General features: G+C 50.5%; 20 protein-coding genes. 7 read left to right on the forward strand and 13 right to left on the reverse strand.

The genetic code is table 11. The features are described 5' to 3' along the window. Positions 1-149: 149 nt before the first annotated feature. A complete protein-coding gene (locus O3660_RS05545) occupies positions 150-659 on the forward strand; it encodes a cold-shock protein (RefSeq protein WP_137040460.1) in 510 nt (169 codons plus the stop codon). A gap of 93 nt (positions 660-752) precedes the next feature. Here the strand turns inward: O3660_RS05545 and smc are convergent, their stop codons facing one another. Further along, on the reverse strand, positions 753-4238 hold the full coding sequence (gene smc / locus O3660_RS05550) for a chromosome segregation protein SMC (protein ID WP_371464640.1): 3486 nt from the start codon (positions 4236-4238) through the stop codon (positions 753-755). Between the two features lie 134 nt (positions 4239-4372). Next, positions 4373-5167 carry a thymidylate synthase gene (locus tag O3660_RS05555; protein WP_036491762.1) on the reverse strand — a complete coding sequence of 265 codons (795 nt, stop codon included), beginning with the start codon at positions 5165-5167 and terminating at the stop codon, positions 4373-4375. Positions 5168-5580: 413 nt separating this feature from the next. On the opposite strand from O3660_RS05555, the gene gdhA reads away from it, so the two are divergent. Then, positions 5581-6915: an NADP-specific glutamate dehydrogenase gene (gdhA, locus tag O3660_RS05560; protein ID WP_049322707.1), complete on the forward strand. Its 1335-nt coding sequence runs from the start codon at positions 5581-5583 to the stop codon at positions 6913-6915. Positions 6916-6980: 65 nt separating this feature from the next. On the opposite strand, the gene recG is transcribed toward gdhA, so the two are convergent. From recG to grxC, 3 genes are all read right to left on the reverse strand, one after another. Next, positions 6981-9020, reverse strand: a complete 2040-nt coding sequence (recG, locus tag O3660_RS05565) for an ATP-dependent DNA helicase RecG (RefSeq protein ID WP_371464641.1) — start codon at positions 9018-9020, stop codon at positions 6981-6983. A gap of 101 nt (positions 9021-9121) precedes the next feature. Next, on the reverse strand, positions 9122-9556 hold the full coding sequence (gene secB / locus O3660_RS05570) for a protein-export chaperone SecB (RefSeq protein WP_003745844.1): 435 nt from the start codon (positions 9554-9556) through the stop codon (positions 9122-9124). A 21-nt stretch (positions 9557-9577) separates the two neighbouring features. Further along, a complete protein-coding gene (grxC, locus tag O3660_RS05575; protein WP_003684090.1) occupies positions 9578-9835 on the reverse strand; it encodes a glutaredoxin 3 in 258 nt (85 codons plus the stop codon). 237 nt (positions 9836-10072) lie between these two features. On the opposite strand from grxC, the gene O3660_RS05580 reads away from it, so the two are divergent. Next, the gene (locus tag O3660_RS05580; RefSeq protein ID WP_049322706.1) at positions 10073-11566 is read left to right on the forward strand and encodes an Rne/Rng family ribonuclease; all 1494 of its coding nucleotides are present in this window, start codon (positions 10073-10075) and stop codon (positions 11564-11566) included. A gap of 57 nt (positions 11567-11623) precedes the next feature. Here the strand turns inward: O3660_RS05580 and O3660_RS05585 are convergent, their stop codons facing one another. The 4 genes from O3660_RS05585 to O3660_RS05600 all read right to left on the reverse strand — a co-directional run bounded on the left by O3660_RS05585 (position 11624) and on the right by O3660_RS05600 (position 15291). Next, complete coding sequence (locus O3660_RS05585; RefSeq protein ID WP_049322705.1) at positions 11624-12292, reverse strand: membrane protein; 669 nt, start codon at positions 12290-12292, stop codon at positions 11624-11626. 30 nt (positions 12293-12322) lie between these two features. Then, on the reverse strand, positions 12323-12949 hold the full coding sequence (gene purN, locus O3660_RS05590) for a phosphoribosylglycinamide formyltransferase (protein WP_049322704.1): 627 nt from the start codon (positions 12947-12949) through the stop codon (positions 12323-12325). A gap of 97 nt (positions 12950-13046) precedes the next feature. Beyond that, positions 13047-13865 (reverse strand): FKBP-type peptidyl-prolyl cis-trans isomerase, encoded by an 819-nt coding sequence (locus tag O3660_RS05595; RefSeq protein WP_049322703.1) that lies wholly within the window; start codon positions 13863-13865, stop codon positions 13047-13049. A 160-nt stretch (positions 13866-14025) separates the two neighbouring features. Beyond that, a complete protein-coding gene (locus O3660_RS05600) occupies positions 14026-15291 on the reverse strand; it encodes a Glu/Leu/Phe/Val dehydrogenase (protein WP_003685975.1) in 1266 nt (421 codons plus the stop codon). A gap of 421 nt (positions 15292-15712) precedes the next feature. Here O3660_RS05600 and O3660_RS05605 point away from each other — a divergent pair, with 421 nt between their 5' ends. The 3 genes from O3660_RS05605 (at position 15713) to O3660_RS05615 (ending at position 17223) form a co-directional block, all read left to right on the forward strand. Then, positions 15713-16426 (forward strand): phosphoglycolate phosphatase, encoded by a 714-nt coding sequence (locus tag O3660_RS05605; protein WP_049352163.1) that lies wholly within the window; start codon positions 15713-15715, stop codon positions 16424-16426. Positions 16427-16524: 98 nt separating this feature from the next. Further along, positions 16525-16986 carry a recombination regulator RecX gene (gene recX / locus O3660_RS05610; protein ID WP_049352160.1) on the forward strand — a complete coding sequence of 154 codons (462 nt, stop codon included), beginning with the start codon at positions 16525-16527 and terminating at the stop codon, positions 16984-16986. Positions 16987-17061: 75 nt separating this feature from the next. Continuing rightward, positions 17062-17223 carry a hypothetical protein gene (locus tag O3660_RS05615; protein WP_039861975.1) on the forward strand — a complete coding sequence of 54 codons (162 nt, stop codon included), beginning with the start codon at positions 17062-17064 and terminating at the stop codon, positions 17221-17223. Positions 17224-17340: 117 nt separating this feature from the next. Here O3660_RS05615 and O3660_RS05620 read toward each other — a convergent pair whose 3' ends face one another. The 3 genes from O3660_RS05620 to gmk all read right to left on the reverse strand — a co-directional run bounded on the left by O3660_RS05620 (position 17341) and on the right by gmk (position 20478). Continuing rightward, positions 17341-19497, reverse strand: coding sequence for a bifunctional (p)ppGpp synthetase/guanosine-3',5'-bis(diphosphate) 3'-pyrophosphohydrolase (locus O3660_RS05620; protein ID WP_049352156.1), 2157 nt, complete (start codon positions 19495-19497; stop codon positions 17341-17343). A gap of 104 nt (positions 19498-19601) precedes the next feature. Continuing rightward, positions 19602-19808, reverse strand: coding sequence for a DNA-directed RNA polymerase subunit omega (gene rpoZ / locus O3660_RS05625; protein ID WP_003682294.1), 207 nt, complete (start codon positions 19806-19808; stop codon positions 19602-19604). Between the two features lie 52 nt (positions 19809-19860). Then, complete coding sequence (gene gmk / locus O3660_RS05630; RefSeq protein ID WP_049352154.1) at positions 19861-20478, reverse strand: guanylate kinase; 618 nt, start codon at positions 20476-20478, stop codon at positions 19861-19863. A gap of 168 nt (positions 20479-20646) precedes the next feature. On the opposite strand from gmk, the gene O3660_RS05635 reads away from it, so the two are divergent. Next, positions 20647-21207, forward strand: coding sequence for an adenine phosphoribosyltransferase (locus tag O3660_RS05635; protein WP_003686145.1), 561 nt, complete (start codon positions 20647-20649; stop codon positions 21205-21207). A 46-nt stretch (positions 21208-21253) separates the two neighbouring features. Here the strand turns inward: O3660_RS05635 and O3660_RS05640 are convergent, their stop codons facing one another. Next, complete coding sequence (locus O3660_RS05640) at positions 21254-21991, reverse strand: toxin-antitoxin system YwqK family antitoxin (RefSeq protein ID WP_049352152.1); 738 nt, start codon at positions 21989-21991, stop codon at positions 21254-21256. Positions 21992-22216: the final 225 nt, after the last annotated feature.

The following is a 22216-nucleotide window of genomic DNA, read 5'->3' on the forward strand; positions in this document are numbered from 1 at the left end:
AACCATACAGGCCGTCTGAAATCCTTCAGACGGCCCGTCTTCTTCCAACAAGACAAATCTAGTGTAAAATTAAGACAATAACTAAACTTTTTGATTTAAAATCAGTCCAAGGAAAAACTGTTACCTATAATAATATCCCCACATACATTATGCGCTATTACGGAACGATTACTCGCTGGAACAGCAAGCGCGGCTTCGGCGCCGCTACCATAGAAGACACAGGCCAAGAAATCTTTCTTGCCCTTGCCGCCTTCACCACCCTTACCCGCCTTCCGGCCGAAGGGCAACACATCTCCTTCAACATCACAGAAGGCCGACGCGGCCGCAAAGAAGCCGAAAACGTCTGCTTCGCCCTCGATTGCGCCGACTGCTTCGATGTCCTCGTCCCTCCCCCCGAAAAACCCCTCGCCGGCAAACAAGCCATCATCGGCCTGATTGCCGTTATCTTCGTCTGCGGCATTTTCGCCACCTTGTGGTACGGCCTCCACTTTTCCGATAACACACCGGAAGAGCCGGCCATCAAAAAACAAGAAACCATGGTTCACGAAGTAGCCGCGAAAATCGAAGCGGAACGCAAAGCATGGCGTGATGCCGTCAACCGCAGCAACCAACGCTCGGGGCAGCCTCAACGCGCCAAAGATAATACTTCAAAACAATAACGCTTTATCCAATACAAAAAGGCCGTCTGAAAAAATGGGAAGATGAAATTATAGATTTCTTCCTCATTCTTTCAGACGGCCTTTGTTCTTATCTCAATTCGGCTCTGCCATTTCCAACGCCCGTTTGATGTCCACGGCGACGACGCGCGATACGCCTTTTTCCTGCATGGTTACGCCGACGAGCTGCTCTGCCATTTCCATGGTCAGGCGGTTGTGGGAGATGTAGAGGAACTGGGTTTGCGCCGACATTTCTTTGACCAGGTTGCAGAAACGCGAGGTGTTGGCGTCGTCCAGCGGGGCGTCGACTTCGTCCAAAAGGCAGAAGGGGGCGGGGTTGAGGCTGAACAGGGCGAACACGAGGCTCATGGCGGTGAGGGCTTTTTCGCCGCCGGAGAGGAGGTGGATGGTGCTGTTTTTCTTGCCGGGCGGGCGCGCCATGATGGACACGCCGGCGGTCAGGAGGTCGTCGCCTATCATTTTGAGGGTGGCTTCGCCGCCGCCAAACAGGGTCGGGAAGAAGGTTTGGACTTTGCCGTTGACGGCGTCGAAGGTTTCTTTGAAACGCGCTTTGGTTTTGTCGTCGATTTGGGCGATGGCTTCTTCCAAAAGGGTGATGGCGGCCTGCACGTCTTCGCTTTGGCTGCGGTAGTAGCCGTCGCGTTCGCGCGCTTCTTCGAGCTCTTGCAGGGCGGCGAGGTTGACGGCGCCGAGGGTTTCGATTTGCTGGGTGAGGCTGCCGATGCTGCTGTTCAATACTTTCGGCGATTCTTTCGCCAACGCTTCGAGCGCGTCCAAATCGGCGGCGCGTTCGGTCAGGTTTTGATGGTAGCGTTTGGCGTTGATCAGGGCTTCCTGCTGCTGCAACAGGGCGGTTTGGGTGGCTGCCTGAAGCTGCGGCAGCTTGGTTTGCAGGGTTTGTACGCGGGCGTATTGTTCCCTGCCCTGCTCCTGAATCTGCGCGAGTTTTTCCTGCACGGCGATGTATTCTTCGTCCAGCGTGTGCACGGCTTCGGTCAGCTCGTCGAGCTTGATGTGCTGCTCGTCGTTTTGGAACTCGGTTTCATAGGCGAGGGCAAGCTCTTGCTGGCGTTCCTGCCAGTCTAGGGTTTGCTGTTCGAGCCGGGCGATTTGCTGCTGGTAGTTTTGTTTTTGCTGGTTGAGCTTGTGGACGGCGACTTCGGCAAGTCCGTATTGGCGGTTGGCTTCCAACAGGGCAAGCTGCGCCTGTTTCAGACGACCTTGCTGCTCTTGGCGGCTGTGTGCGGTGGTTTGCTGCTGGTGTTCGAGTTCGGCGGTAGCTTCCTGCAAAGTAACAATGTCGTCTGAAAGCCCGTCAGACGTGTGTTGCAATACGGTCTGTTCTTCCACCAACTGCGCCAGTTCGCGGGCGATGTGTTCACGGCGGATTTGCCCTTGGTTGGTGCGCGCCAAGAGTTCGGCGGCGCGTTGCTGCGCTTGGCTGTATTGGCGCGTGTGCTGCTGTTGCTGCTGCATCAGGTTTTTGTGCTGCGTTTCAGACGAGCGCACGGCTGCCTCCGCCTGTTTGAACGCGGCTTCGGCGGCGGAGAGTTCGGGGGCGAGGTTTTCCAGTTCGGACGCGATGCCGTCGAGGCGCGCTTTTTGGGCAATCAGGCTTTCCTGCGCGGGTTTGGCATAGAGCAGGACGCTGACTTTATCGACCTGATGGCCTTCGGGCGTGAGCCAGATTTGATGCGCGCCCAAATCGCTTTGATGCGCGAGGGCGTAGCTCAAATCGGGCGCGCACAATACGCCGTCGAGCCAGTGGTGCAATGCCGTCTGAAACGGCGGCTGCGCTTGGATTTGGTTCAACAATGCCTGTACAGGCAGGGATTTTTTGATGCCGCCGGAGAGGTCGTCTGAAAGCCATGCCGCCTGCCCTTGCGGCAAAGGCGCGGGCGGAACGAAGCCGTTCGGTACGGCGCGGGCGTGCAGGCGTTCGGCAAGGATGACGGACAAGGCGTGCTGCCACTCGGCGGGCGCGGTGATGTGTTGCCACAGTTGCGGCGCGGCGGCGTGGTCGGTTGCCTGCCAGAAGTCGGCGGCTTCCTGCTGTTGCGACAGGATTTGAGACAACGCCTGCTGCTGCGCCTGCAAGGTGATGTGTTGCTGCTTCAGGCTTTGGAAGCGATCTGAGGCCGTCTGAAACGCCTCGCGGGCCGCGTGTAAGGCTTCTTCGGTGGCAATGATTTGTTCTTCGTAATGCTCTTGCTGGCTTTGCAACAAGGCGGCTGCTTCCTGCGCGGCGGCGGTTTCGGCCTCGTCGGGCAGGTTCAGGGCTTGGTTTTCCTGTTTCAGACGACCTTTGCGCTCTTCGTGCTTGGCAACGGTTTGTTCGGCATGGGCAAGCTGCTGCTGCTTCAACGCCAGTTCGCGGCGGATGCGGTTTGCCTCGTCCTGCTGGGTTTGGAAGGCGGCATTGAGCGTGGCTTGAGCTTCTTCCAATTCGGGCAGACGCTCTTCGTGTTCGGCAACCTGCATCGCCCATTCCGCCAATTCGGTTTGCTTTTCTTCGGCCTGCAACTCGTTTTCTTCAAGCTGCACGCGGATTTGCTGCTGCTCCTGATGGATACGTTGCAACTGCGCCTGCGCCGCCTGCTTGTCGCGTTCGATGCGTTGGTGCAAGTTTTGCTGATGGCGGATTTGTTCTTCCAAACGGGCAATCTGCTCGCGCAACACGCCACGCTTGTTGCTCAATTCGTGCACCGCCTGCTGCTGCGACTGTTCGGCGGTCTGCAAGGCGTGTACTTCGTCATTTAACGCCTGAACCTGCGCGGCGGTTTCGTCCTGCTGCGCCTGCAAAGACTGATGCTGCACGGTCGCTTTGTCGGCGGCGGCAAGCGATTGCTGCCATTGGGCGTAATCGAGCAAATCCTGCTGGCGGTTCAACTGCGCGGTCAGGGATTTGTAGCGTTCGGCGGTTTCGGCTTGTTTTTCCAGCTTTTCCACCTGACGCGCCAACTCGTTCTGCAAATCGCCCAAACGCTGCAAATGCTCGCGCGTGTCTTTCAGACGGCCTTCCGTCTCCTTGCGGCGTTCCTTATATTTGGACACGCCCGCCGCTTCCTCGATATAGGCGCGCAACTCCTCCGGCCGCGCTTCGATGATGCGCGAAATCATCCCCTGCTCGATAACGGCATAACCGCGCGCGCCCACGCCCGTACCCAGAAACAAATCGGTAATGTCGCGGCGGCGCACGGTCTGATTGTTGATGAAATAAGTCGATTCACCCTGACGCGTCAGCTGCCGCTTGATGCTCACCTCGGCATACTGCCCCCACGCGCCCTGCAAACTGTGGTCGCTGTTGTCAAACACCAGCTCCACCGAAGCCCTCGGCGCAGGACGGCGCGTTGCCGCACCGTTAAAAATCACGTCCTGCATACTCTCGCCGCGAAGCTGCTTCGCCGAAGCCTCGCCCAACACCCAGCGCACCGCGTCAATCACATTCGACTTGCCGCAGCCGTTCGGCCCGATAACCGCAACAAGCTGCCCCGGCACATGAATCGTGGTCGGGTCGGTAAAAGATTTGAAGCCGGAGAGTTTGATGTGGGTCAGGCGCATGGCAATGTTTCGAATCGGAAAAGAAGGCGTATTTTAACGGAAATACGCTGATTCGTTGAGAGAAAATCTGACGATTCAAATCAAATAAAAAGGCCGTCTGAACTTTCAGACGGCCTTTTGTTTTTTAACTTGGATTACACCGATACTGCTGCTTTGATGTGCGGATGCGGATCATAGCCTTCCAACTCGAAGTCTTCAAATTTGAAGGCAAACAAGTCTTTGACTTCAGGGTTGATTTTCATGGTCGGCAGGCTTCGGAAATCGCGGCTTAATTGCAGTCGGGCCTGCTCGATATGGTTGCTGTACAAATGGGCATCGCCAAACGTATGGATAAACTCACCGGCTTCCAGTCCGCACACTTGCGCCATCATCATGGTCAACAATGCGTAGCTGGCGATGTTGAACGGTACGCCAAGGAAAATATCGGCGCTGCGTTGGTAAAGCTGGCAGGACAGTTTGCCGTTGGCAACGTAAAACTGAAACAGCGCGTGGCAAGGCGGCAAGGCCATTTCGTCGACCAAAGCGGGATTCCATGCGGACACAATCAGGCGGCGCGAGTCGGGATTTTTCTTGATTTGTTCCACCACATTGGCAATTTGGTCGATATGGCGGCCGTCGGGTGCGGGCCAGCTGCGCCATTGGTAGCCGTAAACCGGGCCTAAATCGCCGTTTTCGTCCGCCCATTCGTCCCAAATGGAAACGTTGTTGTCTTTCAGATATTTGATGTTGGTATCGCCTTTGAGAAACCAAAGCAGCTCATGAATAATCGAGCGAAGATGCAATTTTTTGGTAGTCAACAGCGGAAAGCCTTCACTCAAATCAAAACGCATTTGGTAACCGAATACAGAACGCGTACCGGTGCCGGTACGGTCGGATTTGTCGATGCCATTGTCGAGAACATGGCGCATAAGGTCGTGATAGGCTTTCATGGGTTTCCTTAATGTATGTGTTGTGGGAATTTGATGCGTATTGTACCGAATTTTCAGACGGCCTGCCTCTCTGTCTGCAATGGACCAACCCTTCCTCTAGGCTTAGTGTATATCCGTTAATAATGTTGACAATTTAGCATTTATTTACAAGAAATTTTGAGCCAAATAAAATTTTTACAAAAAAATTTTGAAATTTTCTAGTTTAATTACTTAGAACTTTATGGCTTATTATTTTTAATATATGAAATATAATCAATAATTTTCAATAATTCTAAAAATATAATTCTAATTTTACAAATTGGTAAAAAAATAATGTCAACAATCCTGCTAAAATTTTTCTTGGCAAGTAAATTTTTTACAGTTATATTTCGAAACATAAATATTGAAACATCTCACTCAATAGGAGTAGAAAAATGACTGACCTGAACACCCTGTTTAACAATCTTAAACAACGCAATCCCAACCAAGAACCCTTCCACCAAGCCGTTGAAGAAGTACTCATGAGTTTGGATCCGTTTTTGGCGAAAAACCCGAAATACACCCAACAAAGCCTGCTTGAGCGTATTGTTGAACCGGAACGCGTGATTATGTTCCGCGTCACTTGGATGGACGACAAAGGCCAAGTTCAAGTCAACCGCGGCTACCGCATTCAAATGAGCTCCGCCATCGGCCCTTACAAAGGCGGTTTGCGCTTTCACCCTACCGTCGACTTGGGCGTGTTGAAATTCCTCGCTTTTGAACAAGTCTTCAAAAACGCGCTGACCACCCTGCCTATGGGCGGCGGCAAAGGCGGTTCCGACTTCGATCCTAAAGGCAAATCCGATGCCGAAGTAATGCGCTTCTGCCAAGCCTTTATGACTGAACTCTACCGCCACATCGGCGCCGACACCGACGTTCCTGCCGGCGATATCGGCGTAGGCGGCCGCGAAATCGGCTATCTGTTCGGCCAATACAAAAAAATCCGCAACGAATTTGCTTCCGTCCTGACCGGCAAAGGCCTCGAATGGGGCGGCAGCCTGATTCGCCCTGAAGCCACCGGCTACGGCTGCGTGTATTTTGCCCAAGCCATGTTGGAAACCCGCAACGACAGCATCGAAGGCAAACGCGTGTTGATTTCCGGCTCCGGCAACGTGGCACAATATGCAGCCGAAAAAGCCATCCAACTGGGTGCAAAAGTATTGACCGTTTCCGACTCCAACGGCTTTGTCCTCTTCCCTGACAGCGGTATGACCGAAGCGCAACTTGCCGCTTTGATCGAGCTGAAAGAAGTACGCCGCGAACGCGTGGCCACTTACGCCAAAGAACAAGGCCTGCAATACTTTGAAAACCAAAAACCGTGGAACATCGCAGCCGAAGTCGCCCTGCCTTGCGCCACCCAAAACGAATTGGACGCAGATGCCGCCAAAATCCTGCTGGCAAACGGTTGCTATGTGGTTGCCGAAGGTGCGAACATGCCGTCAACTTTGGGCGCGGTCGAACAATTTATCAAAGCCGGCATCCTCTACGCTCCGGGCAAAGCCTCCAACGCCGGTGGCGTAGCAACTTCAGGTTTGGAAATGAGTCAAAACGCCATCCGCCTGTCTTGGACCCGTGAAGAAGTCGACCAACGCCTGTTCGACATCATGCACAACATCCACGAATCCTGCCTGAAATACGGCAAAGTCGGAGACAAAGTGAACTATGTCAATGGTGCGAACATTGCTGGTTTCGTCAAAGTAGCCGATGCCATGTTGGCACAAGGTTTCTAAACCCCTATCCAGCCAAACCAAAGGCCGTCTGTTTTCAGACGGCCTTTTTTCTTTTCATGCAAATTTTATACGCCCAAATAACCTTCCCTGCTGGAAAGCCACCTTGCCAAATGCGCTTCGACGATTTCGGGGTTTTGTTCGATTAACATGGGCGCGATTTCGCGCGCTTGTTCCAAGAGGTGCAGGTCTTCTTCAAGGTTGGCGAAGCGCAGCATGGGGACGCCGCTTTGGCGCGCGCCGAGAAATTCGCCGGGACCGCGGATGTTGAGGTCTTGGCGGGCGATTTCGAAGCCGTCGGTGTGTTCGTAGATAACTTTCAGCCGCGCTTTGGCGAGTTCGCTCAAGGGTTCGGCAAACAGGAGGACGCACACGCTTTCTGCCGCGCCGCGCCCTACCCGCCCGCGTAATTGGTGCAGCTGCGCCAAGCCCATGCGTTCGGCGTGTTCGATCACCATCAGGGCGGCGTTGGGCACATCTACGCCGACTTCGATGACGGTGGTGGCAACCAAGACGTTCAGACGGCCTGCGGCAAAATCCGCCATGACTTCGGCTTTTTCAGCGGCCTTCATGCGCCCGTGTACCAAGCCGATGCTGAGTTCGGGCAAAGCTGCCTGAAGCTGGGCTAGGGTTTCGGTGGCGGTTTGCAGTTGCAGGGTTTCGCTTTCTTCAATCAGCGGGCAGACCCAGTATGCCTGCTGCCCTTTGCGGCAGATGTTGAGAACGAAGCCTTCGACTTCGGCGCGGCGGACGTTGTTGACGAGGCGGGTTTTAATCGGGGTACGACCGGGCGGCAATTCGTCGATGACGGACACGTCCAAGTCGGCGAAAAAACTCATGGCAAGCGTGCGCGGGATGGGCGTGGCGGACATCATCAGCTGGTGGACGTCGCGCCCTTTGTTTTTGAGGGCAAGGCGTTGGGCGACGCCGAAGCGGTGTTGTTCGTCCACAATCACCAAACCAAGATTTTGAAACTCGACGTCGTCTGAAAACAGGGCGTGCGTGCCGACGGCGATTTTGACGGTGCCGTCGGCGAGTTTGGCTTTGACTTCGTCTTTGGCTTTTTTGCGCTGGCTGCCGGAAAGCCAGACGACTTCAAGGTCCAACGGCTCAAGCCATTGTTTGAACTTGATGAAATGCTGTTCGGCAAGGATTTCAGTCGGCGCCATCACAGCCGCCTGCGCGCCGGATTCGATGGCAGTCAGCGCGGACAAGGCGGCGACGATGGTTTTGCCGCTGCCGACATCGCCTTGAAGCAGGCGGTGCATAGGATGGGTTTGCGCCATGTCGCGGCGGATTTCGGACACGACTCTTTCTTGTGCACCGGTCAGAGCAAACGGCAAGGCGTGGCGCAGGGCTTGGGTCAGCGTGCCGTCGCCGCCCAATGCCGTGGCTGAGCCGCTGACACGCTTCTGCCGCGCCAAGCGCATGGAAAGCTGTTGCGCCAAAAGTTCGTCAAATTTGAGCCGCTGCCATGCGGGCAGCGCGCCGTCGGAAAGCTGGTGGATGGTAAAACTCGGCGGCGGAGAGTGCAAAAGGCGCAGGCTTTCGGCGAGGTGCGGCAGTTTCAGACGACCCAATAAGGCATCGGGCAGCGTGTCGTGCAGCGGCGTAACGTCCAAGGCCGTCTGAATAATGCGACGCAAAGTAGGCTGGTTCAAACCATTTACGGTCGGATAAATCGGCGTGAGGCTTTCCGCCAAACCGCTGCTCTCGGCATCGCGGATTTTGGGATGAATCATCTCGTCGCCGTGAAACCCGTGTTTGATTTCGCCCACGGCGCGGATGCGTTTGCCGACCGCCATCTGTTTCTGGTTGCTGGCGTAAAAGTGGATGAAACGCAAAAAAAGGACACTGCCGGAACCGTCGGCAATTTGGACAATCAGCTGTTTGCGTGGCTTAAAAGTTACTTCCTGATGGATGACCTCGCCCTCGACCTGACACGGCACGCCGATCGGCGCATCCTTAATCGGCATGATGTGCGTCTCGTCCTCATAACGCAACGGCAGGTGCAACACCAAATCCCACGCGGTATGGAGGTTGAGTTTCTCTAGCTTCTTGGCGGAAACATCGGTAATTTTGAGCTGTTTTTGGGTTTCGGGCGTCATCTTAAAAGGCAGCTGATTGAAAGTTTGCTGTATTTTATCCGAAAACAAAAAGGCCGTCTGAACGCAATGTTTCAGACGGCCTTAATTTAGGTATAACGCAATTAAGCGTTAGCTTCCTGTTGTTGTTGGTAGATTGCTTCAAAATTGATCGGAGCAAGCAGTACAGGTGGGAAGCCGGCGCGGGTTACGCTGTTGGAAATGGCTTCACGTGCGTAAGGGAACAGGATGTTCGGACAAGCAACGCCCAACAGCAGTTGTACGTCTTCTTCAGGAATGTTTTCCAAACGGAAGATGCCGCTTTGGGTAACTTCGTTCAAGAACATGGTACGCTCTTCGTTCAGTTTGGCAGTCACGGTAACGGTAACGTCAACGCTGTAGAAACCATCTTCCAGTTTGGTGTTACCGGTAGAAACGCGCATATCCACTTCAGGCTCGCCTTGTTCCAAGAAGATTTGTGGCGCGTGAGGCACTTCCAAAGACAAGTCTTTTACATACAGACGCTCAACGCTGAATACAGGTTGCAATTCTTCGCTCATTTTATTTTCCTAAGTTAAGGGTTAAGGATTCAGTAATTCGTCCAACTTGCCTTCCTGCTGCAAGCGGTACAAATCGGTAAAGCCACCGACATGGGTGTCGCCGATAAAAATCTGCGGCACGCTGCGCTGGCCGGAAAGCTGCTGCATTTCGGCAAAAACTTCCGGATTGCCGTCGATGCGGATTTCGTTGATTTCTTTCACACCCACCGCTTGCAACAGCCTTTTCGCCATGGTGCAGTACGGACAATACGGACCGGTATAAACAGTAACGGTTTGCATGATTTCTTCCAAAATACCAATGTTCATGACTATATGGGCATAAGCGTTATTTTACAAGTATTCCCGCCGTACGGTTGTAAAAAACATTCAGACGGCCTCTTGGCCATAAACATTTGTGCAGATGCGGAAAAACCATAATTAAAGTATGATAAGCGCTTTCGCAGAATGACTTTTGCCATTTGTTTTTTGGAGAAGAACACATCGCAAAAGTTTTTCTATTCAAAATCAGGTATCCCCATGCTTTCAGGAATCCCCATCCCCAAGGACGCCGTGCGTCCGCCCGAAACCGTCCTCGTCAACATCACGCCGCAAGAAACGCGTGTGGCTGTTTTGGAAGAGAACAATATCTGCGAGCTGCACATCGAGCGCAACAGCGGCCATAGCTTGGTCGGCAATATTTATTTGGGCGTCGTCAAACGCGTCCTCCCTGGCATGCAAAGCGCGTTCATCGATATCGGCTTGGAACGCGCCGCGTTTCTGCACATCGTCGACGTCCTCGAACAACGCCGCAATCCGGACGAAACCCAACGCATCGAACACATGCTCTTTGAAGGCCAGTCCGTCTTGGTTCAGGTCATCAAAGACCCCATCAATACCAAAGGCGCGCGGCTTTCCACCCAAATCTCACTGGCCGGCCGTTTCCTCGTCCATCTTCCGCAAGAAGACCACATCGGCATTTCCCAACGCATTGAGGACGATGCCGAACGCAGCATCCTGAGGGAGCGCCTCAACAACCTGCTGCCAGAAAACGCCTGCCACGGCTACATCATCCGCACCAACGCCGAAAACGCTTCCGATGCCCAGCTGCAATCAGACATCAACTATCTGACCAAAGTGTGGGAACACATTCAAAAACAGGCGAAAATCCAACCGCCTGAAACCCTGCTGTATCAAGATTTGCCATTAAGCCTGCGCGTATTGCGCGATATGTTCAGCCTTGATACGCACAAAATCCTGGTCGACTCGACTGAAAACCACCGCCGCATGACCCAGTTTGCCGAACAATACGTTCAAGGCGCATTGGGCAGAATCGAGCTGTTCAAAGGCGAACGCCCCCTATTTGAAACCCACAACATCGAGCAGGAAATCGCCCGCGCCCTGCAACCGCGCGTCAACCTCAACTTCGGCAGCTACCTCATCATCGAGTCCACCGAAGCCATGACCACCATTGACGTAAACACCGGCGGCTTTGTCGGCGCACGCAATTTTGATGAAACCATCTTCCGCACCAACCTCGAAGCCTGCCACACCATCGCCCGCGAACTTCGCCTGCGCAATCTCGGCGGCATCATCATCATCGACTTCATCGATATGGCGCAGGAAGCCCACCGCGAAGCCGTCCTGCAAGAGCTTGCCAAAGCCCTCGCCTTCGACCGTACCCGCGTTACCCTCAACGGTTTCACCAGTTTGGGTTTGGTCGAGCTGACGCGCAAACGTTCGCGTGAAAACTTAAGCCAAATCCTCTGCGAACCCTGCCCTTCCTGCCAAGGCCGGGGCCGTCTGAAAACGCCGCAAACCGTGTGCTACGAAATTCAGCGCGAAATCGTCCGCGAAGCGCGCCGCTACGATGTCCAAGCCTTCCGCATCTTGGCCGCTCCGAATGTCATCGACTTGTTCTTAGACGAAGAATCGCAATCGCTGGCAATGTTGATAGACTTTATCGGCAAACCGATTTCACTGGCAGTCGAAACCGCCTACACGCAGGAACAATACGATATTGTGTTGCTGTAAAGATAAAAGGCCGTCTGAAAACTTTTCAGACGGCCTTCTTGTTTGAGTAAATAAAGATTACGGTTTCACTACTTTACCGTTGATTTTGACGGAAGTCAGTTTCAGGTTGTAGGTTTTACCGTCATCGGTATAGCTGATTTGCGCAGGGATATTGTCGATATCGGAAGCAAACGAGTAAGTAACGGTATCGTCGCCGCGGCGGACGCGATATTTGCTCACAGGCGTTGTACCGCCGTTCAGTTTATAGCTTTCGTTGCCGATTTTGTTCATGCTGCCGACAGTGTACAGTTTTTTACCGTTGGTAATTTTCAAACCTGACGGCAGGCGTACATCATTGGCAGCCAGTTGCCATGCCAAAGTGAACAAGTCCATGGCCGGGCCGGATTTTTCGGTTTTCAAATCACCTGCTTTGCCGTAAGTGATGTTGCCGCCGGAGAATTTGGCCTCGGCATACACTTTGCCGCCGCGTACATCTTTGTAGTAAGACGGATGCAAGGTCGTGCCGCTAATGCTGCCGCCGGATTCAAAGCGGATATTGTAAAGCGGTACTTTGATGGTAGAGACGATTTTGTATTGGTTGCCGCTGCGTGTGAAGGTCATGGTCGCAGGAATACCGTAGCTGCCTGAGTATTGCAAAACGGCAGATTGCGGCAATTCAGCGGCTTGCACGCCGACGGAGGCTGTGAGCAGGGAAAGTGTCAGCAGAGTTGTTTTAATCGGATTCATGATGTTTTCCTTGTGTGTATGGTGTTTCAATCAAGCCAGCAGGCTTTGACCGGCGGCATTGCGTTGTGCATTCAAAACGCGGTTGCCTTCGATTTTCAGACGGCCTGCAACAAAATCGGCAACGGCTTGCGGAAACAGCTGGTGTTCAACCGTCAGCACGCGTGCGGCAACGTCGTCGGCGGTATCGCCGTCCAAAATAGGGACAATGCCTTGCGAAATAATCGGGCCGCAATCCAGCTCAGGGGTTACGAAATGGATGGTGCAGCCTGCCACTCGGCAACCTGCTTCCAATGCGCGTTCATGGGTATGCAAACCGGTAAAGGAAGGCAGGATGGACGGATGGATATTAATCAGGCGGTTTTCATAATGGGCGCAGAACTCCGGAGTCAAAATGCGCATAAAGCCCGCCAATACGACCAAATCGGGCTGATAGGCATCGATTTTTTCCATCATGGCCTGATCAAATGCCAGACGCGAGTCGAAGTTTTTATGGTTCAAACTGTCGGTGGCAATACCGCGCTCTGCCGCCCATGCCAATCCGGCTGCGGTCTCGTTGTTACTCAATACGGCTGCAATGTTGGCATCGGGAATATCGGCATTCACAATCGCCTGCATATTGCTGCCGCGTCCGGAAATAAGGATGACGATATTTTTCATCATAATTCCTTGTTGGTTTAGAACAAAGGCCGTCTGAAACGGAATTTTTTCAGACGGCCTTTTATCCGTTGTTTAAGGGCGTAAGCCTTGATTCGGATTATTGAACTTTTTGTACGTCAACTTGTACTGGTTGTTGTGCGGCAGCATCAGGCGCGCCGACTTTAACCAGTTTCACGTCGAATACCAAAGTGGCGTTCGGGCCGATTTTATCGCCGGCGCCCACTTCGCGGTAAGCCAATTTAGCCGGGATGTAGAATGTTGCTTCGCCGCCTTCTTTCAAGAGTTGGATACCTTCAGTCCAACCTGGAATGACTTGGCTTACAGGGAAGCTGACTGGGCCGCCGTTGGCTTTGCTGCTGTCAAATACGGTACCATCAATCAGACGGCCTTCGTATTCAACGGTAACCATGTCGTCTTTAGTCGGTTTTTTACCTTCGCCTTCTTTGGTGATTTTGTATTGCAGACCGGAAGCGCTGGTTTTTACGCCTTCTTTAGTCGCGTTTTCTTTCAAGAACGCTTCGCCTTTTTCCAAGTTTGCTTTGGCATCTTCAGCACGTTTGGCAGCCGCTTTTTCTTGTTGCTCTTGCAGGAATTTCATCATCACTTCCTGAGCTTGGGCTTCAGTCATTTTAACTTCTTTGCCTTCAAACATGGCTTCCATGGCTTCGGTGAAGACTTTCAAATCGATTTCTGTGCCTTGGTCTTTCATTTGTTTCAATGAACGGCCGATGTCCACACCCATTGCGTAGCTGGCTTGTTGGGCAGTAGAACCGATGGCGGAAGCATCTGCAGTCGCATTTGAAGCTGCGGAAGCAGCAGGAGCATCTTTGGTGGCAGTGTCTTTTTGTTGGTTGCAAGCAGTCATCGCCAACAGAGCAGACAAAGCCAATGCGCTGAATTTGAAAGTTTTGTTCATGATTATGTCTTTTCCGGAAAGGTCAAAAAAGGGGATTATAGCTGAGTTTGATTGAAATGGAATCAAGGTGGATTAAAATTTGTAAAGGCTCTTATCAAAAACATCAAGGCCGTCTGAAAACAGGTTTCAGACGGCCTTGTCTTAGCTATCGGTCAACCGATTAATACCAACCGCGCAGTTTCATTGCTTTTTCAACACGACGGATACTCATCATGTAAGAAGCGGTACGCAGGTCGACATCGTATTCTTGAGCCAAGTTCCAAATATCGCGGAATGCACGGCGCAGAACCACTGTTTCTTTCTCTTGAACTTCGTCAAACTCCCAGTAGTAGCCTTGCAGGTTTTGTACCCATTCGAAATAAGATACAACCACGCCGCCGCAGTTTGCCAAAATATCAGGAACAACCAATACGCCGTTTTGACGCAGGATAACATCGGCTTCAGGAGTAGTCGGGCCGTTTGCGCCTTCAACCACGATTTTCGCGCGTACTTTACCGGCATTTTCAGAAGTCAGTTGGTTTTCCAGCGCGCAAGGGGCGAGTACATCCACATCCAAAGCCAAAAGTTCGGCATTGCTGATTTCTTTACCGTAGCCGGCCTCATTGGTGATGAAACCTTTGGTTTGGAATTCTTTGATGATTGCTTCCATATCCAAGCCGTTTTCGTTGTAGATGGCAACGTCAACAGTAGATACGGCAACGATTTTCGCACCAGCTTTATGTGCATAGTAACCGGTGTGGTAGCCCACGTTACCAAAACCTTGAATGGCGTAAGTAGCACCCTTCACGTCTTTGCCCAGTTTTTCCAAAGCTTGGACGGCAGCGAAGTTTACGCCGTAACCGGTGGCTTCGGTACGTGCCAAGGAACCGCCAAACTCAACCGGTTTACCGGTGAAGACGCCCGGTGCTGAATGTTTCACTACGTTTTCATAGGCATCAACCATCCAAGACATGATTTTGCCGTTGGTGTTCACATCAGGGGCAGGAATATCGATTTTCTCGCCGATCAGCGGAGAAATGGCTTCGGAATAAGCGCGGGCGATGCGTTCCAATTCCGCTTCGGAATAGTTACGCGGATCCAAAGTAATACCACCTTTACCGCCGCCGTAAGGAATACCGGCCACGCAGCATTTGATGGTCATCCAGATAGACAGGGCTTTAACCTCGTCCATATTCACATTAGGATGGAAACGTACGCCGCCTTTGTAAGGGCCGACGGCATTATTGTGTTGTGAACGGTAGCCGGTGAAATTTTCTACTGTACCGTTGTCGAGTTTGACAGGGAAGTTGACTTCCAAAACACGTTGTGGCTTTTTCAAGATTTCAAATACTGCTGGATCGGCATTCAGACGGTCGCAGGCAGTTTTCACTTGTTTTTGCGCAATTTCAAACGGATTCAGCGTTTCTTTTACAGCAGATGCGGACATGTATTTTTCCTTTTCATACATATGATTAGACGAGAGCCATACACGTTACTATATACAAAAACGGACAAAAATGTAATAGCGTGTAGTCGATAAAAAGCGAATCTATTCATTTATATATGAATTTAGTTTGAGGTCGTCTGAAAATATCGGCACACCAACCAAAAAATTTTCAGACGGCCTAGTATAAATGCTCATCAAACCATTCAAAAAAATATACAAACCCTTTGTTTTTTAATGCCTACCAAACCACCCTTTTTGTTGACAAAATTCTTGCCATATTACAAACAGGCTGACAGACTTACACCAGCAAAAATTGTTAACAATTTAAACGAATATCCCTTTAAAGAATCAGCAAAACATCGGCAAATCAGACAAACAATGTTAAAATAACCGCTTAAATAATATGACAGAAAGCTACTCAATGACCACTGCTGCTTTAGAACACGTTCAAGCCGTTGCCTTTGATTTGGACGGTACCTTATGTGATTCCGTTCCCGATTTGGCCGCAGCAGCCCAAGCCATGTGTGCGCACTTGGGTTTACCTGTTTTACCTACCCAAACGGTTGAAAGCTATGTCGGCGACGGCATCAGCAAGTTGGTTCATCGCGTCATTACCAATGATCGTGAAAAAGAAGCCGATCCTGAAATCTGGGAAAAAGGCTTTGTGTTCTTTATGAAATATTATCGCGAGCATTTGAGCGACTTTACCCGCCCCTACCCTGAAACCGAAGCCGGTCTCAGCCTGCTCAAGTCATTGGGTATTCCATTGGTTGTCATTACCAATAAAAATGAAATCCTGGCTGCTGAGTTGCTGAAACAGCTCAATCTCGACGACTATTTCAGCCTGGTTCTCGGCGGCGACAGCCTGACTGAGAAAAAACCCAGCCCATTGCCGCTTCAACATGCAGCCGAAGTTTTGGGCATCGACGTTGCCAATATGCTGATGGTGGGCGACTCTAAAAATGACATTATTGCCGCCAAAGCGGCCGGTTGCTTCAGCGTCGGCGTAACATTCGGCTACGGCGATATGACCTTACTCTCTCAAGACAAAGCGACCAAACCTGATTTGTTGATTCGCGCCCTGCCTGAAATCTACGAAAATCTGCAACCGCAAAAAAACAAAGACGAAGAATAATTCGGCTTTATTTTCAGACGGCCTTTTCGGTGCTTTCACCCAATCAGGCCGTCTTAAATGTAATTCAATGTAGTTAAATCCCTCCCCTTCCATATCCCATGAAACCTCCCAAAACCTTACGCGCCCGCGCCTTGGATATTCTTTCCCGTCAGGAAGTCAGCCGTGTCGGCTTGAAACGCAAACTGGCTCCCCATGCTGAAAGCGAAGAAGAATTGGAAAAGGTTTTGGACGAATTCGTCGAACGAAATTGGCAATCCGACCAACGTTACGCAGAAGCCTATATTCACAGCAAAAGCAACCGTTACGGCACGCTCCGCCTCAAACAAGCCTTGGCGCAACAAGGTATCGATGCAGACGACTGTCGGGAATTCTTACCCGACAGGGAGGACGAGCTGCAAACCGCCATTTCCGTCTTGCGTAAAAAATTCAAGCAAGAAGCTCAAGATTTGAAAGAAAAACAAAAACAAGCGCGTTTCCTTGCCTATCGCGGCTTTGGCGCCGACACCATTCAGACGGTCTTAAAAACCGCGTGGAATGAAGACGAAGACTTCTATCAATAATCATTCCCACTTGAATCTTTGCTTCTATCGGCGTACCCTTACGCTTTTATTCAATAATTCAATTAGAGCTTCATCATGTCCGACAAACCGCACGATACACCTAATCCCCTACTCGAAGACGAACGCAAAAATCCTGTTTACCGCTTGGGTCAGGCAGTAGCCGGATTCATGTTACTGGTTTGGGCCGGCGTTTTGGCCTTGGTTTTCTTCTTGGTTTTCCGTTTTTGGTTAAGTTAAATCCAACCTGAAGCATTATTTTTCTTCAAAACAAACTAACAGAGTTTGTTTGTACATACTCAAAAGGCCGTCTGAACACACTTTCAGACGGCCTTTTCTTATCATGCTGATCACAGATTATCCTCGAATCACTTTACGGATATTCGGATTGGCATGCATTGCATGAATAATCTGATTAACCTGATCCAAGTCTTTGACTTTAATTGTAAATTTAAATTCTACAAAACCTTCTGTTCCTGCTTGCGCTTTGGTTGGCGTATCGACAGATTCAATGTCCGCACCGGAATTGGAAATTGCTTGCGCCATTGAGGCAAGCAAACCATGCGCATCTTCGGATTTGACATTGAGGATGGTGCGGTACGTTTGATTGCGCAAACTGTCCCAACCCGCATCGAGTTGCTCTTCCGGATCGGCTTTGACCAAAGTTTGACAGGTATCACGGTGGATAATCATACCCTTGTCTTTGACCAATAAGGCGCGGATCGTATCGCCGGGAATCGGATGGCAACATTCGGCAAAATGAATCCGGCCGGTTTCCTGATCGTTGACTTTGATCGGACTGAGTTTGACCGTGCTGCCAAAATGTTGGCCTGCCAACTCGGCAATATGCATGGCAACGTGTACCGGCAAAGTATGCCCCATACCGACATTGTAAAGAACCTCTTCAAACGAGGTTTGTTTGGTATTCAAATCGGCAAGGTATTTTTCTTTGAGGTCGTCTGAAAGCAGGATGTCTTTAGGCAACAGACTGGATAAAGCTTTTTGCAGCAGGTTTTCACCTAAAACAACGGCATCGTGACGATTCAGATTTTTAATGTATTGGCGGATGGCGCTGCGCGCACGGCTGGAAACGGCAAAGTTCAGCCATGCTACATTAGGCTTGGCATGCTCGGAAGTAATGATTTCTACCGTATCGCCAGTTTTCAGCTTGGTGCGCAGCGGCATCATGACGTTATTGATACGCGCGGCAACGGTTTTATGACCGATATTGGTGTGTACGGCATAGGCAAAGTCAATCGGCGTCGCACCTTTAGGCAAGGTAAGGATATCGCCTTTCGGAGTAACGATATAGACTTCGTTGGGGAACAAATCGACTTTGACATGCTCTAGAAACTCGATGGCATTTGAGCTACTAGCCTGCAGGTCGAGAATATTTTTCATCCATCGGTTCATATGGAGGACGGCTTGATCCGGAGTGTTTTCACCGGATTTGTAAATCCAATGTCCGGCAATACCGCCCTCAGCCACAGCATCCATTTCACGCGTACGAATTTGCACTTCGATAGGCAAACCGTAAGGACCGACCAAGGTTGTGTGCAGGCTTTGATAACCGTTGCTTTTCGGAATGGCGATATAGTCTTTAAAACGGCCGGGCTTGGGGTGGTATAAATTATGTAATGCGCCCAACGCGGCATAACAGGCAGGAATGTTGTTTACGATGACACGAAAGCCGTAAATATCCATCACTTCGGCAAAACGCAGTTTTTTAGCCAACATTTTTTGATGGATGCTGTATAAGTTTTTCTCGCGGCCTTTGATTTTGGCTTCAATATTGACACCGACCAAACGCTGACCGAATGCACGCAACACTTTGCCGACAACATCGCGGCGATTTTTGCGGCTGTTGTCCATGGCTTTTTTCAGGGTTTCGTAGCGTCTTGGGTGGAGGTTTTGGAACGATAAGTCTTGAAGCTCTTGATACGCATTGTTCAGACCAATGCGATTGGCGATTTGAGCATAGATTTCGAGGGTTTCTTTGGCGATGCGGCGGCGTTTTTCCGGACGCATAGAGCCAAGGGTGCGCATATTGTGCAATCGGTCGGCAAGTTTGACGACGATGACGCGCACGTCTTTAGTCATGGCGAGGATAAGCTTGCGGAAACTTTCCGCCTGATGCTCGGCATGATCTTCAAATTTGAGTTTTTCCAGTTTGGAGAGGCCGTCTACCATTTCGGCAATGGTATCGCCGAATTCTGCCGCCATTTCGACTTTGGTTACGCCCGTATCTTCCAATACATCATGCATAACGCCCGCGCAGAGGCCTTGAACATCCATGTGCCAAATCGCAAGCTGCGTGGCAACGGCAAGGGGATGAGTGATGTAGGGTTCGCCGCTTTTACGGGTTTGTCCGTCATGGGCGTGGAAAGCGTAGGCAACGGCTCTTTCAAGCTCGGCCTGCTCGTTGGTATTGAGATAGGATGCGGTGCGAAACAGAAGCTCGCGCGCTTCTGCTGTCAACGGATCATAGGGGGCGGTAGGCAGTGGGGCTGGCATTTTCAGACGGCCTTTTATGGCTATTTTTAAGCCGTCAGACTGTATCGGTTGTGATATCGCACCGATACAGTCCGCGCGGCGGTTTTATCGGTTTGCCGGTTGGTTTATTTGTTGCGGGTCAGCAGCTCGGTTCCGATTTGTCCGGCTGCGATTTCGCGCAGGGCGGTTACGGTTGGTTTATTGTTGCGGATGTCGTCAACCAAAGGCGTATTGCCGTTTTCTAATTGGCGTGCGCGACGGGCGGCAACGAGGGTAAGGTCGAAGTGGTTAGGGATTTTACCTGTGCAATCTTCAGTAGTAATACGGGCCATGTTTGCTTGCTTTCTTTCTATGTTTCAAATAAACGGTTATTTTCGCTGTTTTTTACGAATTTTCCAACAGGTTTGAGATAAATCCCTGTTGAGAGGATTTTTTCAGACGGCCTGCTTTAATAATGTGGAACAAATCGGCTTCGGCACGATCCAAATCGTCATTCACGACGACGTAATCGAACAAAACGGATTGCTCAATCTCATGACGGGCTTTTGAAAGGCGTGTTTGAATAACTTCTTCGCTGTCTGTACCACGGCCGATCAAACGTTGCGCCAATACTTCAAAGGAAGGCGGCAGAATAAAAATGCTGCTGGCTTCAGGCAACGATTTACGCACTTGCGCCGCACCTTGCACATCAATTTCCAAAATTACGTCATAGCCCTCTTCGCTCAACGAATTCACGCCGGCGATGCTGGTGCCGTAATAATTGCCGAACACATTGGCGTGTTCCAAAAAGGCTCTTTGCTCAATCAGCGATTCAAATTCTTCTTTGGGAACAAAGTGATAATGCATACCATGTGCCTCACCTTCACGCGGCTGGCGTGTAGTATGAGAAATGGAAACACGGATATCGTCATGATTTTTCAACAGGCGCGACACCAAGGTCGTTTTACCTGTGCCGGAAGCGGCAGAAATGATGTAAATATTGCCTTTTTTATGATTTTGCATGGTGGTTCAGCCGATGGTATGTATCTGTAAATTATAACACAACACAATATTTCTCGGAATTTCAGACGGCATGTTGCAAAATTTGGCTATTGTATCGATTAATTTGGCAAGTCCGCATATGACCGCTACAATATCGTGTTAAAAACTTTTTGATTTCGGAATGTCGAGATGTTGATTCATCCTGAAGTAATGGGCGTAGAGGCTTTGGCGGACAAAATCCGTAAAATTGAAAACTGGCCGCAAAAAGGGATTTTGTTTCATGACATTACTCCCGTTTTGCAAAGCGCAGAATATTTCCGCCTGCTGGTTGATTTACTGGTTTACCGCTATATGGGGCAGAAAATTGATGTCGTGGCAGGCTTGGATGCGCGCGGCTTCATTATTGGCGCGGCTTTGGCCTATCAGCTGAACGTCGGCTTTGTCCCCATCCGCAAAAAAGGCAAACTGCCGTTTGATACGGTTTCTCAAAGTTACGCTTTGGAATATGGCGAAGCAACGGTAGAAATCCATACCGACGCCATCAAGCCAGGCGCACGCGTTTTGTTGGTAGATGATTTAGTGGCAACCGGCGGCACAATGCTCGCAGGTGTCGAGTTGATCCGCAAACTGGGCGGCGAAGTAATCGAAGCGGCTGCCATTTTGGAATTTACCGACTTGGACGGCGGCAAAAAAATCCGTGAAAGCGGCGCTCCGTTATTTACCCTATGCCAAAACAAAGGCTGTATGTAATAAAAAAACCGCAAGCTGATCAGCCTGCGGTTTTTTATTGTCAAAATTATTCGAGAACGTATCCGTCCGTATCCCAGAAAGTTTTTTTCACCAACTGGTCGTCTTTATAAACCAACTCGGATTTCTTCGCACCATCATCATACCAATCCAAAATGATGCCGCTACGTTTACCGTTGCGAATACTCAATTCAGACACAACGCGGCCATTTTCATCCCAACTGATGATCTCCGTTGGCTTGTCATTGCTCATCATCATTTCGGTTTTCGGGCTGCCGTCTGAATACCATTGTTTCCAATAACCATTGGCCTTATCGTGCTTAAATTGGATTTCGCTTTCTTTCACACCATTTCGGTAATAGCGGGAACCCACGCCCTCGCTCAGACCATTTTGATAAGGCATCACCGCAGATTTTTTGCCGTTTGGATACCAGTTGACCCATTCGCCATGAGGTTTGCCGTTGCGATAGCTGCCGACCATCTTTTTCTGACCGTTGAAATGCCACAGGGTCAGCGTACCGTTATCCAACGCCGGCACAAAAACCTTAATCTGACCGGCAGGTACTTCGTACGGATCAGAATATTTTTTCATCGATGGATAGTAAAAATCCTGCACCTGCGCCTTGCCTGCCTCAATCTTATATTGGCGGACATAAGCAACCGAAGGCATGGTTGCCGTCAGTTTACCGTTTTGATTGAAATAAACGGTATGTTGCTGGGCAAAGGCGACAACGGGCATACTGAACAAGGCAGCAGCCAACAGGCTTGATTTTAAATAATTATTCATAATATGGAGTTTGGCAGTATATGTTCTACAAAAAGTCAGTAATAAAAATTCACTGTCATTAGAAACTATGACGAATATTATAAGCCATAGTTTCAAAGCCTGCTTGGATTTCATATTCGGCATACCATAGGCATTTGTATTTTCTTAAAATATTAAAATTTTTATAAAACAAAGGCCGTCTGAAACTTTTTCAGACGGCCTTTGTTTTATTTATATCAAAATAAA

Origin of the sequence: Neisseria sp. 27098_8_139 (assembly GCF_041433195.1) — a bacterium.
GTDB lineage: Bacteria > Pseudomonadota > Gammaproteobacteria > Burkholderiales > Neisseriaceae > Neisseria > Neisseria subflava.